General features: G+C 43.2%; 17 protein-coding genes. 9 read left to right on the top strand and 8 right to left on the bottom strand.

What is annotated here, in order from left to right; all coding sequences use genetic code 11:
• Window positions 1–195: 195 nt before the first annotated feature.
• The 5 genes from radC (at window position 196) to mutM (ending at window position 2999) form a co-directional block, all read left to right on the top strand.
• Window positions 196–861: a RadC family protein gene (radC, locus tag BS19_RS11375; RefSeq protein ID WP_038175407.1), complete on the top strand. Its 666-nt coding sequence runs from the start codon at window positions 196–198 to the stop codon at window positions 859–861.
• A 276-nt stretch (window positions 862–1137) separates the two neighbouring features.
• Complete coding sequence (rpmB, locus tag BS19_RS11370) at window positions 1138–1374, top strand: 50S ribosomal protein L28 (protein ID WP_004743834.1); 237 nt, start codon at window positions 1138–1140, stop codon at window positions 1372–1374.
• Between the two features lie 13 nt (window positions 1375–1387).
• Window positions 1388–1558 (top strand): 50S ribosomal protein L33, encoded by a 171-nt coding sequence (gene rpmG / locus BS19_RS11365; RefSeq protein ID WP_004410866.1) that lies wholly within the window; start codon window positions 1388–1390, stop codon window positions 1556–1558.
• A 120-nt stretch (window positions 1559–1678) separates the two neighbouring features.
• The gene (locus tag BS19_RS11360) at window positions 1679–2164 is read left to right on the top strand and encodes a hypothetical protein (RefSeq protein ID WP_038175405.1); all 486 of its coding nucleotides are present in this window, start codon (window positions 1679–1681) and stop codon (window positions 2162–2164) included.
• A 28-nt stretch (window positions 2165–2192) separates the two neighbouring features.
• Window positions 2193–2999 (top strand): bifunctional DNA-formamidopyrimidine glycosylase/DNA-(apurinic or apyrimidinic site) lyase, encoded by an 807-nt coding sequence (mutM, locus tag BS19_RS11355; protein ID WP_038175404.1) that lies wholly within the window; start codon window positions 2193–2195, stop codon window positions 2997–2999.
• 86 nt (window positions 3000–3085) lie between these two features.
• On the opposite strand, the gene coaD is transcribed toward mutM, so the two are convergent.
• Complete coding sequence (coaD, locus tag BS19_RS11350; protein WP_038175403.1) at window positions 3086–3580, bottom strand: pantetheine-phosphate adenylyltransferase; 495 nt, start codon at window positions 3578–3580, stop codon at window positions 3086–3088.
• A 106-nt stretch (window positions 3581–3686) separates the two neighbouring features.
• Here coaD and BS19_RS11345 point away from each other — a divergent pair, with 106 nt between their 5' ends.
• Window positions 3687–4721, top strand: a complete 1035-nt coding sequence (locus BS19_RS11345; RefSeq protein ID WP_038175402.1) for a glycosyltransferase family 9 protein — start codon at window positions 3687–3689, stop codon at window positions 4719–4721.
• Between the two features lie 42 nt (window positions 4722–4763).
• Here the strand turns inward: BS19_RS11345 and BS19_RS11340 are convergent, their stop codons facing one another.
• Together BS19_RS11340 and BS19_RS11335 are read right to left on the bottom strand one after the other, a co-directional pair.
• On the bottom strand, window positions 4764–5552 hold the full coding sequence (locus BS19_RS11340; protein WP_038175400.1) for a glycosyltransferase family 2 protein: 789 nt from the start codon (window positions 5550–5552) through the stop codon (window positions 4764–4766).
• Entirely contained in the window at window positions 5549–6604 is a 1056-nt protein-coding gene (locus tag BS19_RS11335; RefSeq protein WP_038175399.1) for a glycosyltransferase family 9 protein, read from the bottom strand. The genes BS19_RS11340 and BS19_RS11335 overlap by 4 nt, the downstream gene beginning before the upstream one ends.
• A 105-nt stretch (window positions 6605–6709) precedes the next feature.
• Between BS19_RS11335 and BS19_RS11330 the strand changes: the two genes are divergently transcribed.
• Window positions 6710–7402, top strand: coding sequence for a 3-deoxy-D-manno-octulosonic acid kinase (locus tag BS19_RS11330; protein ID WP_038175397.1), 693 nt, complete (start codon window positions 6710–6712; stop codon window positions 7400–7402).
• A gap of 31 nt (window positions 7403–7433) precedes the next feature.
• Window positions 7434–8246: a glycosyltransferase gene (locus BS19_RS11325; RefSeq protein WP_038175396.1), complete on the top strand. Its 813-nt coding sequence runs from the start codon at window positions 7434–7436 to the stop codon at window positions 8244–8246.
• Between the two features lie 56 nt (window positions 8247–8302).
• Here the strand turns inward: BS19_RS11325 and BS19_RS11320 are convergent, their stop codons facing one another.
• The gene (locus tag BS19_RS11320) at window positions 8303–9214 is read right to left on the bottom strand and encodes a WavQ (protein ID WP_245609279.1); all 912 of its coding nucleotides are present in this window, start codon (window positions 9212–9214) and stop codon (window positions 8303–8305) included.
• A gap of 8 nt (window positions 9215–9222) precedes the next feature.
• Window positions 9223–10395, bottom strand: a complete 1173-nt coding sequence (rffA, locus tag BS19_RS11315; RefSeq protein WP_038175394.1) for a dTDP-4-amino-4,6-dideoxygalactose transaminase — start codon at window positions 10393–10395, stop codon at window positions 9223–9225.
• Window positions 10396–10476: 81 nt separating this feature from the next.
• On the opposite strand from rffA, the gene BS19_RS20580 reads away from it, so the two are divergent.
• Complete coding sequence (locus tag BS19_RS20580) at window positions 10477–11151, top strand: GNAT family N-acetyltransferase (protein WP_245609277.1); 675 nt, start codon at window positions 10477–10479, stop codon at window positions 11149–11151.
• Here the strand turns inward: BS19_RS20580 and waaA are convergent.
• The 3 genes from waaA to waaF are packed head-to-tail and all read right to left on the bottom strand — an operon-like array spanning window position 11143 to window position 14234.
• Window positions 11143–12450 carry a lipid IV(A) 3-deoxy-D-manno-octulosonic acid transferase gene (gene waaA / locus BS19_RS11305; protein ID WP_425425011.1) on the bottom strand — a complete coding sequence of 436 codons (1308 nt, stop codon included), beginning with the start codon at window positions 12448–12450 and terminating at the stop codon, window positions 11143–11145. The two genes, BS19_RS20580 and waaA, sit on opposite strands and share 9 nt — an antisense overlap.
• On the bottom strand, window positions 12408–13193 hold the full coding sequence (locus BS19_RS11300) for a glycosyltransferase family 32 protein (RefSeq protein WP_038175391.1): 786 nt from the start codon (window positions 13191–13193) through the stop codon (window positions 12408–12410). Before BS19_RS11300 ends, waaA begins: the two co-directional genes overlap by 43 nt.
• Before the next feature lie 3 nt (window positions 13194–13196).
• Complete coding sequence (gene waaF / locus BS19_RS11295; protein WP_038175390.1) at window positions 13197–14234, bottom strand: lipopolysaccharide heptosyltransferase II; 1038 nt, start codon at window positions 14232–14234, stop codon at window positions 13197–13199.
• Window positions 14235–14265 lie beyond the last annotated feature (31 nt).

Genomic DNA, 14265 nt, shown 5'->3' with positions numbered 1-14265 from the left:
TTCTGCCCGTAAGATACCATGCTGCGTTTAGAGTGGCGAGTTACCCGTCTCTGGTTATCCATCGTTCGCTATTGAGTAACTATAAGATTACATAATCAAGCGCCGTGGTTCGCAAGCTAATAAACCAACCGTCACCTAGACGCCTTTTTTGATTAGGCTCTAGCCACCTTCACCACACAGGGTTAGTGACGACAGATGGAATTACCGAAAGCCTCGATGCCGCGTGAGAAATTGCTTTCTCATGGGCCTCAGGCACTCACAGACGCAGAATTACTGGCTATTTTCCTGCGCACCGGAACACAAGGAATGAATGTGATTGCGTTGTCTGACTTTCTGATCGATGAATTTGGCTCCCTGCGGGCACTCTTCTCTTCTGAGTTGGAGCAGTTCTGCGCCTACAAAGGGCTTGGTGTCGCCAAGTACGTTCAGTTGCAAGCGGTGTTAGAGATGACCCAGCGTTATTTGAGCGAAACCCTTAAGCGAGGCGACGCATTAACGAGCCCTGAACAGACCAAGCTTTATCTATCGGGTTTACTGCGTGAAAAACACAGAGAAGAGTTTTATGTACTGTTTTTAGACAACCAGCACCGAGTGATCAGTGGCGAGGTCTTATTCCAAGGCACCATTGATGCCGCTTCTGTCTATCCTCGTGAAGTGGTAAAACGTGCATTAGAGCACAATTCTGCGGCGTTAATTTTGGCGCACAATCACCCGTCAGGAGTGGCAGAACCGAGTCAAAGTGATCGCCGCATCACCCGTCGTATAACGGATGCACTGGCATTGGTTGACATTCGGGTCTTGGACCACTTTGTGGTTGGTGATGGGGAGATTGTCTCTTTCGCTGAGCGTGGTTGGATTTAAATCACATTTTTAGTTGTGAGTTCGCTGATTTCTGCTACAATCGCCCGACATTTTTTAGCACATAAATCAGCTCTGCCTAAAAAAGATCACGAAAACCTGTAAAAAGGATCTGTTCGGGTCTTGAGCAATGCTAATCAAGTTAGTATAATGCGCGACCTTTGATAGCCTTGTATGGGTTTCCATAGCGGTATAAGACCTCAAACTTCTAATTTAGAAACTGAGAGGTTCGGCCACCAAGGTTGATATCGAGCTGAAACGATTTTGGAGAAGACATTCATGTCACGAGTATGCCAAGTAACTGGTAAGCGTCCAGTAACGGGTAACAACCGTTCACACGCACGCAATGCTACTAAGCGTCGTTTTCTGCCGAACCTACAAACTCATCGTTTCTGGGTAGAGAGCGAAAAACGTTTTGTTAAACTACGTCTATCTGCAAAAGGTATGCGTATCATCGACAAGAAAGGCATCGATGCTGTTCTTGTTGATATCCGTGCAAACGGCGTAAACGTTTAAGAGGAAATAGACAATGGCAAAGAAAGGCGTACGTGAGAAAATTCGTCTAGTATCTTCTGCAGGTACTGGTCACTTCTACACGACTGATAAGAACAAACGTAACATGCCAGGCAAATTTGAGATCAAGAAATTTGATCCTGTAGTTCGCCAGCACGTTATGTACAAAGAAGCTAAAATCAAGTAATTGATTCTTCTTTGAACTTCCTCCGGGAAGCATGAATTGAAAACCCAACTATAGCGATATAGTTGGGTTTTTTATTATCTGCAATTTATACTCGTTATATCAAAGCTATAGGGAAGTGGTATGCGAGTCTCACCAAAACGTCGTCGGCGCTGGAACAACATTCTTATCTTGGGCGTGATTGCATTTATCGCGGTTCTCAACCTGCCGACACTGATCAAAACCTATCTACTTGACGATACGCCTGTCGTTACAAGCACTTACCCCTTTCTGCTTAATCCATCGGCGGAATTACAAGCGTTGCACTTTAGCGATTGGTCCTTGGAAAAACTCGAGGATGGCTGGCGTAGCTCTGTGACTAGTGCGATCCCAGAACAAGAGCTCGCACAGCGTTGGCAAGATTTGGTTGGAACAGAAGTCCCGGCGGATGACTTTGCCAATTTAAAAGCGCAATTAACAGAGCCGCAAACGATCGAGGTTTGGTATGTCGATCAGGAAGAGCCGCAAAGAGTCACTTATTATCAAACCCCACAGTTTTGGCTACTAAAAAATTGGCAAGATAAGTGGATAGCCATTTCGGTTGAACCTCGCTATCTTATGCCAGAGTAATATTTGTAAGCCGCACCTAGGAACAAGCATGCCAGAATTACCAGAAGTGGAAGTGAGCAAAATGGGGATCTCGCCTCACTTAGTCGGTCAAACCGTTGCTAAGCTGACTTTTCGTACTCCCAAGTTACGTTGGGATATTCCCCAAGATTTAAAGAAAATGGAAGGGCAGGTGATTCGCAATATCAGTCGTCGAGCTAAGTACTTGCTGATTGAAACTGATGTAGGTAGTGCGATTGTTCATTTGGGGATGTCGGGTTCACTGCGCGTACTCGATGCAGAGATTGCGCCTGCCAAGCACGATCATGTCGATTTGAAACTGACCAATGGCAAAGTCTTGCGTTATAACGATCCAAGACGTTTCGGTGCCTGGCTATGGACTGAAGATGGCCATCACGCCGCACTGGGTGCTATGGGCCCAGAGCCGCTGACCGAGGCGTTCAGTGCTGATTACATTGCAACCAAGGCGCAGGGTAAGCGTGTGGCGGTGAAGCAATTTATTATGGACAACAAAGTGGTGGTCGGGGTTGGTAATATCTACGCCAACGAATCGCTATTTAGCGCCCGTATTCACCCAACTAGAGCGGCAGGAAGCATCAAACGCCAAGAGTGGGTATTATTGGTAGATGAGATCAAGCAAGTACTCGCCACCGCAATAAAACAAGGTGGAACCACCCTCAAAGACTTTGCTCAAGCCGATGGTAAGCCGGGCTATTTTGCGCAAGAACTACAAATGTACGGCAAAGCTGGACAGCCTTGCCCATGTTGCGGTGAGCCGATTGAAGAGCAAAAAATTGGTCAAAGGAACACGTTTTTTTGTCATCAGTGCCAAACTTAGAATCGCGAGTTAGATGCGGCAGTTGGATTCTGAATCTCGCTCGTCCCTCGCTGTTCAGAATCTGGCTTTCTATAGCCACTCGCCACTCAGACTTTCTTTTTCTCTTTCAACGCCTCGGCGACAACCTGTGGAACAAAATTAGTCACATCACCACCATGAATGGCGACTTCACGAACGATGGTTGAAGAGATAAAAGCGTGCTCTTCCGCGGGCGTGAGAAAAACACTCTCAAGTCCTGGCATTAAGCGGCGGTACATATTGGTTAAGCCAAATTCGTACTCAAAGTCGCCCGTGGTACGTAAACCGCGGATCAACACATTGGCTTGCTCTTGCTTCGCAAAATCCACCATCAGGCCTGAAAAGCCTTTCGAAGTGACATTATCCAGATGATGAGTGACGTCCTGGGCGAACTTAACGCGTTCGTCGAGGGTAAACATGGTGTTTTTACTTGGGCTGGCTGCGACCGCGATGATCACCTCATCAAACATATCAGCGGCACGTTCGATAAGATCGAGGTGACCGTTGGTAATCGGATCAAAAGTGCCCGGATAAATCACTCGGGAAAGGTGTTTTTTGCTCACGTTGAACCACTCAAATTATTCTATCTTTTTCAATGGTAACAAAAAGGCTCACAATTACCCAATTAAGCCGTTATCATTGACGCAAAAGAGAGACTTAGGTGGAATGATGAAAAAGATATTGGTGGTCAGAAACGATAAAATTGGCGATTTTATGTTGGCGTGGCCGAGCTTTGCCATGTTGAAAGCGTCATTGCCTGACTGTCATATTAGTGCCTTGGTGCCAAGTTATACGGCTGCGCTAGCACAGCTTTGCCCTTGGATTGATAGTGTTCTGATTGACCCAACAGACAAAGGATCGAAGCAAGCACAAGCCGAGCTGATTACGCAGATCAAAGCCGAGCAGTTTGACGCCTCGATTAACTTATTTTCGACCACTTATAACGCCAAAGTGGTGTGGAAAAGCCGCATTCCTTATCGACTGGCTCCTGCGACTAAACTGGCGCAAATTTTTTACAACAAACGCATCAAACAAAAGCGCTCGCAGTCTGCCAAGCCCGAGTTTGAGTACAATCTCGATCTTATTCGTGCATTTTTAACGGATATTGGCAGCACTATTGTTGAGCCTAGTGCTCCTTATTTATCGTTTAGCGCTCAAGATCTTGAACAACAAAAAAGTAAACTTGCAGAGCAACTAGACTTAGATGTCGATAAGCCTTGGGTCTATGTCCATGCCGGCAGTGGCGGATCGGCGAACAATCTTTCTCATCAGCAATACACTCAGTTGGTGTGCGGCTTAGAAGGGGAGTTTGAAGTGGTGTTAACCGCTGGGCCTGGCGAAGAGCAAAAAACGGCGGATCTACAAGCGTTAATGTTAGAGCAAGGTCGCCATGCCGCTGTTTACGATAAGAACGATGGTCTGGTTGATGCCTCTTGCTCGATCACTTGCGCCGATCTGTTTATTGCTGGCTCCACGGGGCCCCTGCATATCGCGGCGGCGATTGATGTTCCTACGGTTGGTTTCTTTCCAAGTAAGCGTTCGGCGACACCGCTACGTTGGCAACCGATTAACTCGCAAGGCAACCATATCGCTTTTTGTCCGCCTCAAGCTGATGATAAAGTTCGCCAAGAGGATATGTCGCGAATCGATATTGATCAGGTTTTAGTAGAACTGAAACCTTGGGTCCAGCAAGTACTGAAATGATAAAGGGCTCTGAGGAGCCCTTTATGATGCGTTAACGGTGACTTATTTCTTATAGTGTGGGTCGTTGTCACGAGCCCAAAGGTCAGCATATTTCACAAAGGTTGAGTGGGCAGATAGCACCGCAATCAAAAAGCCTTGTTTACCATCCAAAAAGCCGCGTTTAAGTAAGTACATTTTCAAAAAACAGCCTAGAGCATGAACCATGCCTTGTGAAAGTGAGGCTTTTTTACCGCGTGCTTGGCGTTGATCGGCCCACGCTTTGGCATAGCCAGCCGACTTCACCAGATAGTGGTTTAGGTTTTGATAAGAATAATGCAGGATGTCACCGTCGAGTTCAGCCACCTGGCAACCCTGTGGAATAATCACAGATTCGTGCACAAGGTTGTCATTGTACTTTGTCAGTTTATTTGGGTAGAGGCGCACATGGCGATAATACCAACCAGAATGCTTAAGGAAACGACCAAATACCCAAGTGAGTTCGTTAAGGTTGTAAACGGTATTTTCAGGTGGGTTTTCTAGCATAGTAAGAATGTTTTGACGCAAAGTATCGTCAATGCGCTCATCAGCATCAACCGCTAAAATCCAATCACTAGTGGCGTAACTTTGCGCCAGTTGTTTTTGCTTACCAAACCCCGGCCACTCGGCATTAATGTAGAAATGTTCGGTATATTCTCTGGCAATGGCCTCAGTTCCGTCATTGCTACCAGAGTCGACGATAATAATCTCATCGACCCAGCGCAGACTCTCAAGGCAATCGCGTAAGCTATCTTGTTCATTTTTAGTGATAATAACCGCAGCGATGGACGCTCTGGTTGAGCTATTTTTACTCATAATAAAGACTCTTTTTCACACACCAAATCAAACATCGCAATGACTTGGTCTGAGGTGATTGTGTTCATCGCGTATTTATCTTTAACGCGCGATCGCCAACTGAGTTTACTGGCCGATTTACCAGTCTGTACTTCAATCGCTTGCTGCCATACGCTGACAACATAGTCGAGGTATTGATAAGGGCCAGTTCGCTGTGGATTGTGGTGAGCATATAAACCAATGACTGGCGTATCCATTGCATTGGCCATGTGTGCCGGGCCAGTATCAGGTGCGACAACGAGGTCACATAAATCAAGCAGAGCTAACATTTGCAGCAGTGAACTTTGCCCCACAAGATTGTTGATTTCACCAATACCATAGGTAAGGATCTCGCTGGCCAAATCGGTTTCGACTTTGGCCGGACTGCCCGCTAAGATGACGTTCCAGCCTTTAGTTTTCGCATGCTTAATGAGTTCACTATAGCCTTGCGCATGCCAGTTCTTATATGCCTTGCTTGCCCCAGGTACTAGGACAAGGTTGCGCTTATTTTGCGCGAGCTGCTGTTGTGCCCACTGTTTATCGTCGCTGCTGTAATTTAAGCACCAACGGGGTTTAATATCTTCAATGCCAAGCGTGCGGGCAAAAGCAAGTAATCCGTCAAGTACATGGGGTTTATCCGGGGAAGGAACTTTAACATTGGTAAACAGGGTTTGAAAATCTTGGCTACGAGTCGCATCAAAGCCAAGTTTATATTTCGCTTTAATACCTAATGTGGCGATACTGGCGCGAAACGCATACTGCATGTGCAGTAAGGCATCAAACTTTTGTTCTTTGAGCTGAGACCATAATTGCTGATAAGCGCGCCAACCCTGTTTTTTATCAAAAACAATCAGTTCAACCCCGTTGATACTCTCAAGCAACTTTGCTTCGAGTGCCCCTGTTATCCAAGTTATTTTGGTATTTGGCCACTGTTTTTGAATGGCCTGAACCGCTGCAATGGTATTACACACATCGCCAATTGCAGAAAGGCGCAATATACATAGAGATTGTGGAGCGGTATCAAAAAGTGCCATAGCATTGAGTAACTCATTGTTAGTGATATCGAATTATGCAGAGCTAACGAATAAATGTAAAATAGAACCGATTTTCGCCAATTTTAGGTCGCGTTGCTAAGTACAATGAAGAGTGTTACCGAGAACAACCAAGCATTTTGGTATGATGAACAGCTGTTGAAAGAGCCGGTAGAAAAAGCCTTTGATGCCGAGTATTGGCAGCAGGCGGGCAAAGTGATTGGCAGTGCGACAGGGCGCGGCACTACTTGGTTTGTGCAAACAAGTACTATCGCAGCCGCGCTACGACATTATCGTCGTGGTGGCTTATTCGGTAAGTTGGTTGCTGATAGCTATTGGTTTGCTGGTTGGGAAAAAACGCGCTGTTACCAAGAACTGCAGTTACTCAAGGTGTTGCGAGAAGCTGGCGTCAACGTGCCTAAGCCGATCGCTGCCAGAGCAACTCGCATCGGCCTCACTTACCGCGCTGATCTCCTAAGTGAAAAAATCGCCAATGCTCGAGATTTGGTTGCGATCTTAGCAGAAGCGCCACTTAGTGCAGAAATGTATAAAAAAATTGGTCAACAGATCCGAAAAATGCATAATGCGCAGGTTAATCACACTGATTTAAACATCCACAATATCCTTATCGATGACCAGCAGCAGGTTTGGATTATCGATTTTGATAAATGTTACCAGCAATCCGGCGAGGATTGGAAGCAAGGCAACCTAGAAAGATTGAAGCGATCTTTTGTGAAAGAGGTTGAAAAGTCGGGTATTATCTGGTGTGAGAAAGATTTTGAATCTTTAATACAATCGTGAGTTTAAGTAACCAGTACCTTGAGAGCATCTTATGTTGAAAGCCTCTGTAATCATATCTATCTACAAAGATGTAGAAGCATTGAACGCTATTTTGTACGCTTTGAGCAAACAAACAGAGCCAAATTTTGAAATAGTTATTGCGGAAGATGGCGACGCAAAAGAAGTGTCGGATTACTTAACCTCAGAGCCATACCCTGATTTGAAGATTACTCATGTGACACAAGAAGATTTAGGATGGCGAAAAATGACTGCCGTGAACAAAGCGGTCGCAAAAGCACAGTCAGACTATCTAATTTTTTTGGATGGTGACTGTATACCGCATTTTAAACACGTTGAAAGTCATTTAGAAAATAGCCAGTGCGGTAAAACTTTAATTGGACGTCGTGTATTTCTAGGGAATGTCTACTCTGAACAAGTACGGAAAGATCCTAAAAAAATTGCACCCCTGCAAAAACCTCTTTATTACTTAAGTAAAATTTATTCATTGCACAAAGATAAAGTCAGAAACTATGAGGTTGGCTTTATTAGTCCATTCCTACATTCATTATATAAAAATAAGTTTCTCAATCTAGTCGGCTGTAATTTCTCTTGTTATCTTGATGATTTTAAAAAAGTGAATGGTTATAACGAAGAGCTGCCAGGGGCTGGTGGGGAGGATGATGATCTATGTCATCGAATGATGGCGCTGGGGATTGAGATGAAGAATATTAAGTTTTTGTCACCAGTCTATCACTTGGACCACCCTGTTCGACGTTCCCAAGCTGATGTGAATGTAAGGATTACGGCAGAAAATATGGGGAATGGCCTTTTTTACTGTAAAAAAGGCTTAGATCGGCATTTGTAAAAACGCAGAGCAAGAGGCGGCGCTTGTGATGCGCCTCTCTCTCTTGGTTTTCATAACTAATTAAAAAAATAATCTTCAGCTTCAGACAAACAAACCTTCACACAATCTGCGGAACGTAAATGTTCCCTGTCTATATGTTCTTTGACTAAGTGGCTTGTTTGTTTGCACCACTCCATCTGCTCCTCATCAAACCCATAAGCTATCCCATACCGGTCACTTTGTTTGGGATACCATTGTTTGAGAGAGACTCCTTTGTCAGGAACAACAATTGAAGTACATCCACATAGAGTTGCAAAAATAGAGTACGCAGTATAATCATCGTAGCATATAAAATGCTTGGCTTGTTTAAATAGCTTAGCGACTTCTTCATGACTCAGTGAGTCAATCAAAACCGAATCTGATGGGTGTATTTGGGGTTTATGTTTTCCCTTACGAATAGCGTGACAAGTTAATGTCCGTTCATTTTCGGTAAGAGCACCATCAAGATTATACAAGTCGATTGGGTAATATATAACTTTAAGCTCGTTGTTTGACGTTTTAGAACCTTGAAAATTGAAGTCTTTAATTGCGGAGTTGAACTTAAAAATAAGCTCATCTTTGCCATAACCAACTTCACCACTAAAGTGCCCCGGTTGGTGAAGTAACCATCTGACAACTTTAGGTGCCAACAAAGGGTTTCCTTTGACTATTTCGGGGTAAATGACTACGGATTGCTCTATTTCTTGGCTAGTCGGATGGGCAACTATAGGTGTATCCCAAGATGGCTTTGTTGCGTAGCAGCGAACTTTCTTTAGGTGCTTAATTCTTTGGCTCAGACTTATTATGAAGCCTTTGCTTCTCTGCACTAGATCATAGCTTTCTGGGACGAGAAATGCTTGATGGTTTGTTTGAGTATTAATTAGATGCACTAGGCGATGAAGAACAACGACACCGCCATTTTTACCATCATATCCAGGTGCATAGACCATTATTTTCACTATTTAGCCTCTACTAATTGTGTAAGGAATAGTTCTAGATGGTGAAGTACTTTGTTAAATTCTTCATCGCTCATATTAAAATAGAGTGGTAGCCGAACGAGCTTTTCACTTTCTGAAGTCGTGTAGTTATCTTCCCCGTGAAAGCGGCTATGGGATTGTCCTGCTTTGGTACTGTGAAGAGGTAAATAGTGGAAAACGGTTAGAATGTCGTTTTGCTTCATGTAAGAGATAAACTGACTACGTGTTTGAATATCGCTAAACTTGAGGTAGAACATATGGGCATTATGCTGGCAACTCTCAGGAATTACTGGTAGTTGGATGACACGCTCTTCTTGGTATGCCTTTAACTCTTTATAATAAGTATTCCAACGCTCTAAACGGTCTAGGTTTATTTTGTCAGCGGATTCTAATTGAGCAAATAAGTAAGAGGCTTGTATTTCGCTAGGCAGCATGCTGCTTCCTATATCAACCCAAGTGTATTTGTCGACCATCCCTCTAAAGAAATTACTCCGGTTGGTGCCTTTTTCTCTTAATATCTCCGCACGTTCAATAAATTTAGAGTCATTGATCAGAAGCGCGCCACCTTCACCGCCAGCGGTATAGTTTTTGGTTTCATGGAAGCTGAATGCGGCTAAGTGGCCAATGGAGCCAAGAGATTTGCCTTTATATTCAGACATTACTCCTTGAGCTGCGTCTTCGATAACATAGAGGTTATGTCGACTGGCAATTTCCATGATGGTATCCATTTCGCAACCAACCCCTGCATAGTGAACAGGCACAATGGCCTTGGTTCTAGGCGTTATCGCTGCTTCTATCTTGGTTTCGTCAATGTTCATGGTATCAGGGCGAATATCGACAAAAACAATTTTGGCTCCTCTCAATACAAATGCATTGGCTGTGCTAACGAAAGTGTAGCTGGGCATGATTACTTCGTCGCCGGGCTTTATATTAATGAGTAAGGCCGCCATTTCTAGTGCGTGAGTGCAGGACGGAGTCAATAACGCTTTTTTTGTATTGGTTTTTTGTTCTAGCCAACTCTCACAGCGTTTCGCAAACGGCCCATCACCAGATAGTTTGTTGCTAGCTATGGCGTTCATGATATAGGAAAGCTCATTGCCAGTTACTGGAGGGCGATTGAAGGGTACAGCTAAAAAATCTAATTTGTTTTGCATCTGAGGTATTGCGCTATTGGGGACAAAATAAGATACAATTTAGCAGAATTAGTGAATTAACTGTAGTTTGATTATTGAAGCATGAATTACCAAGAAAGAGAATTCGATAGCCAGTTCTTTCGACGCCGCATAGCCGGTGTTGATTGGAGTGTGGACAGTAAAGCTGATTATTCCCCTCAACTAGTAACAGTCAAAGTTTCATCGTCAGAAATGAGAAAAATTGAAATGCTGAATACGCAGGGGTTTCAATTTTGTGAGGGGGAAATTAGTTACTGCAAAATTATAGAGTCTCAAAATTTAGTTGATAACCAATGTAACCTGTTGGATGCGTCAAGTTTGCACGAAGTAATGGGTCTGCTCGATGGTATGTACACGAACAGTCGGTTTAAAAAACCATGGTTTGATGATCAAGAACGAGACCGCTTTTATCAGGAGTGGCTAAAAAAGGCTTTGTTTGGAGAGTATGATGATATTTGTTTGGCTTATCGGATCAATAATGAAATAGCAGGGTTTGTGACCATCAAGTTTAATCAGGCTTGTGCCACTATAGGGTTAATCGGTGTATTACCTCGATTTCAAAGTAAAGGCATAGGCCGTATATTACTAGAAAGTGCAGAAATAGCAGTGATGCAGCAAGGGCTAAACAAAATATCAGTCGCTACACAACTTAGTAATCTAAGGGCAATGAATCTGTACGCAAAACACGGGTATCAAGTGTCAGGAACCGCCTATTGGTTTTATCTAGAGCTAGAGTAATTCAAGGGTTTTGCTCAAAGAGCCACTTGACTGCTTAAATACGCCATAGGCGTTCAAAGCGACTTGATGACGTTTATCTGCGTCTTCTATAAGGTTAAATATTCTCTGGGCAATATTTTTCGAAGAATCTTCAATATAAACAGCTTCATTCTTTAAAAGTGATTCAGCGATATCGTAAAAGTTATAATAGCTTGGCCCACTTACAATAGGTTTCTGCAATGCGGCGGGTTCGATGAAGTTATGGCCTCCAACTTTGTCACCTAACAAACTGCCGCCCATAAAGCAGATATCGCTCGCGCCAATTAGCGTTAACAGCTCACCCATAGTGTCGCTAAGGTAAACTTGGGTATTGCTAGTGACTATCTCGGAGGATGTTCTTCTGACGGTAGTCATTCCCGATTCTAAGAGTAGTTGATGAACTCGATCAAATCGTTCTGGGTGGCGCGGAACTATTATGAGTAATGCATTGGGGAAATGCTTTAAAATTAACTTATGTGCATTGATAATAACCTGCTCTTCACCTTGATGGGTGCTAGCGGCTATCCAAACAGGTCGTTCTGTTCCCAGGTTTGTACGAGTTTCTTGCGCCAATTGTAAGATATCATCCTCAATGGTGATGTCGTACTTAATTGAGCCCGTTACATACAATTTATGCTGTTCTACGCCCAACTGTTTAAATCGTTCGAGGTCGCTTGGAAACTGGCATAGGATTTTAGTAACATGAGGAATCATAGAACGAAAAAGCGCCCCGAATCTTTGATAGTTATTCTTGGATTTTTCAGATAGGCGAGCATTAACTACATAGATTGGTATATTCGCTTTGTCCACTAAGCTCAGAGTATTTGGCCAAAGCTCCGTCTCCATAATAATAAGCTTTTGTGGTTTAATCGTATTTAAAAAACGTTTTACAAAGCATGGGATATCCAAGGGCATATATCTGTGTTCAATATTACTCGCTATTTTGTTGACCTGTTCAGCACCCGTGGTCGTAGTAGTGGTTACTAAAATAGTGGATAATGGATATTTACGTTGAAGTTCTATAATAAGAGGTTTAGCGGCAATAACCTCTCCAACGGAAACTGCATGTACCCAGATAGTGTTGTGCCAATCGGGCTTTGCTTCACTATAGCCTAGGTACTCTTTCCAGCGAGAGCCTACGTGAGGTTTATTGGCTCGTTTTCTTAATAAAAGAAATAATCCAAATGGCAGCATTAAACATATCGCTGCCGTATAGAGCCACTGACTTAATCTAGCTATCATTTTTTCTTGACTAAATCTTCCGGTTTCATATGAGTCCATTTACCTCTAGGTTTGTCGATATACTGAAAGTATTCATTACTAAAGGTACCTTGAATACAAACATACTTGCGATCTTGAGTATGCACATTCTTGTCCGAAAGGATGTTGTTAAGCACAGTTGGACCAGTTGAACTATATACGCCCATTTCAGGGGTATAATTATTGATGTTGTATACAATTTGGTCGATCGCTTCCGCTAAATCCTGATTATCTGGTTTTGATGCGATGAAGTAGTTTGTGATCTCAGTATTGCCACTAACTTTTACATAAAGAGCTTGAGGTTCGTCTCCCAGCAGTTTGTCTAGAGACCAAACTAAAGTTGCGTCAATATCCATGTAAACGCCGCCTTCTTTATAAAGGATAAAAAGGCGCCAAAGGTCCGCTTGAGCAGCACCATTGGTTAGTCTTGAATATGCATCAAACACTTCAGTGGGAGCGTGAGCTTGTAAGTACTTTTCACGTTCTTCAGTACTTACATAGCGGTATTCACAGTTTAGAGACAGTAGTCTGTTAAACAGGTAATTTAAGTACATTGGTAAAGAGTACTTGTTGGTAAAGTTAGTCTGCCAAATTACCCTAGGTATTGCTTTTTGTTTATTTGTGTTCACTTTGGCCGGAGAATAGTCGGGAATCACAAAGCGTTTTTTAGGCAATAACCAATGAAATGGGTAAGAGAGCAATTTAAAAATATTGCCGACGATGCGAATTAATCTATTAGAAATTAAACGTTTAAAATTATTCATTGTTTAGCCGTTAGGTAAAGTAAGGTTTAGGCGTTCGATAACTCTTTGTGAGTCCAGTTTGTTTAAACAATCTTGATGTACCAGAGGGCAAGTACGCTTAAAACATGGTCTGCATTCAATGTCAGTATGAACTATGTCGAGTTTGTCAGTTAATGGTGGAGTATAGTCCGGTGAACTTGAACCATACACTGCTATTACATGGCAACCAACAGATGCGGCAACATGCATTAGGCCAGAGTCGTTGGAAACCACGGTACTACAAGCAGAAAGTAGATCTACTGCTTGGTTTAGTGTTGTTTCACCTGCAAGGTTATAACATTTGTCCCTTAGCGTCTCTGGTAATCGCTGCTTAATAATCTCGGTTACTGAGCGATCTTTCTGGGAACCAAACATCCATACTTGCCCACCATGTTCAATAATATGCTTAGCAACTTGAGCGTATTTGTCTTCTGGCCAACGTTTTGCTGGGCCAAATTCTGCGCCAGGGCAAAGACCAAAAGTACGCATATTAGTCGTTAGTCCTAAGTCAATGAGGCTTTTATTTAAGTTATTGGTGTCACTAGTTAGATGTGGAAATGGACAGCTTGATTTGATAGAGACATCATCTTTCATCGATTGAGCAGGATAGGCGAGGGCAACATAGCGCTCGACCATATATTGAAAGATGCGCTTATTGTTTCTCAAGTCATTCAATAAACCAAAGCGAAATTCGCCTTTCCAGCCAGTACGTTTCTTTATCCCAGCAAATAGAGGTATCAATGCAGATTTTGCTGAATTTGGCAAAATATAGGCGTGATCATAACCATTCTGTTTAAGCGAGCGGCCAATACGCCAGCGTTCCAAAAGGTTAAAGCTACCATGACCTAATGGCATTTCAATCGAGTTGGTTACTTGTGGCATCCGCTCAAGTATCGGCTTGCACCAAGCAGGTGCTAATACATCAATTTGAGCATTAGGGTGAATTTTTTTAAGTGTGATGTACAAACTTTGTGACATCACCATATCACCCACCCAAGATGGGCCAATAACAAGGATTTTCATGGCGTAAAATGTTCTAACTATAAAGTATTTA

The organism is Vibrio pacinii DSM 19139, assembly GCF_000711795.1.
Lineage (GTDB): Bacteria > Pseudomonadota > Gammaproteobacteria > Enterobacterales > Vibrionaceae > Vibrio > Vibrio pacinii.
Note: the sequence above shows the minus strand (reverse complement) of the source record. Positions and strands in the feature narration are given on the sequence as shown.

What these genes read in the sequence shown, in the direction of transcription:
- radC (WP_038175407.1), top strand. Translation starts at nt 196, where the DNA reads ATGGAATTACCGAAAGCCTCGATGCCGCGTGAGAAATTGCTTTCTCAT.
- rpmB (WP_004743834.1), top strand. Translation starts at nt 1,138, where the DNA reads ATGTCACGAGTATGCCAAGTAACTGGTAAGCGTCCAGTAACGGGTAAC.
- rpmG (WP_004410866.1), top strand. Translation starts at nt 1,388, where the DNA reads ATGGCAAAGAAAGGCGTACGTGAGAAAATTCGTCTAGTATCTTCTGCA.
- BS19_RS11360 (WP_038175405.1), top strand. Translation starts at nt 1,679, where the DNA reads ATGCGAGTCTCACCAAAACGTCGTCGGCGCTGGAACAACATTCTTATC.
- mutM (WP_038175404.1), top strand. Translation starts at nt 2,193, where the DNA reads ATGCCAGAATTACCAGAAGTGGAAGTGAGCAAAATGGGGATCTCGCCT.
- BS19_RS11345 (WP_038175402.1), top strand. Translation starts at nt 3,687, where the DNA reads ATGAAAAAGATATTGGTGGTCAGAAACGATAAAATTGGCGATTTTATG.
- BS19_RS11340 (WP_038175400.1), bottom strand. Translation starts at nt 5,552, where the DNA reads ATGAGTAAAAATAGCTCAACCAGAGCGTCCATCGCTGCGGTTATTATC.
- BS19_RS11335 (WP_038175399.1), bottom strand. Translation starts at nt 6,604, where the DNA reads ATGGCACTTTTTGATACCGCTCCACAATCTCTATGTATATTGCGCCTT.
- BS19_RS11330 (WP_038175397.1), top strand. Translation starts at nt 6,710, where the DNA reads ATGAAGAGTGTTACCGAGAACAACCAAGCATTTTGGTATGATGAACAG.
- BS19_RS11325 (WP_038175396.1), top strand. Translation starts at nt 7,434, where the DNA reads ATGTTGAAAGCCTCTGTAATCATATCTATCTACAAAGATGTAGAAGCA.
- BS19_RS11320 (WP_245609279.1), bottom strand. Translation starts at nt 9,214, where the DNA reads ATGGTCTATGCACCTGGATATGATGGTAAAAATGGCGGTGTCGTTGTT.
- rffA (WP_038175394.1), bottom strand. Translation starts at nt 10,395, where the DNA reads ATGCAAAACAAATTAGATTTTTTAGCTGTACCCTTCAATCGCCCTCCA.
- BS19_RS20580 (WP_245609277.1), top strand. Translation starts at nt 10,477, where the DNA reads ATGAATTACCAAGAAAGAGAATTCGATAGCCAGTTCTTTCGACGCCGC.
- waaA (WP_425425011.1), bottom strand. Translation starts at nt 12,450, where the DNA reads ATGGACTCATATGAAACCGGAAGATTTAGTCAAGAAAAAATGATAGCT.
- BS19_RS11300 (WP_038175391.1), bottom strand. Translation starts at nt 13,193, where the DNA reads ATGAATAATTTTAAACGTTTAATTTCTAATAGATTAATTCGCATCGTC.
- waaF (WP_038175390.1), bottom strand. Translation starts at nt 14,234, where the DNA reads ATGAAAATCCTTGTTATTGGCCCATCTTGGGTGGGTGATATGGTGATG.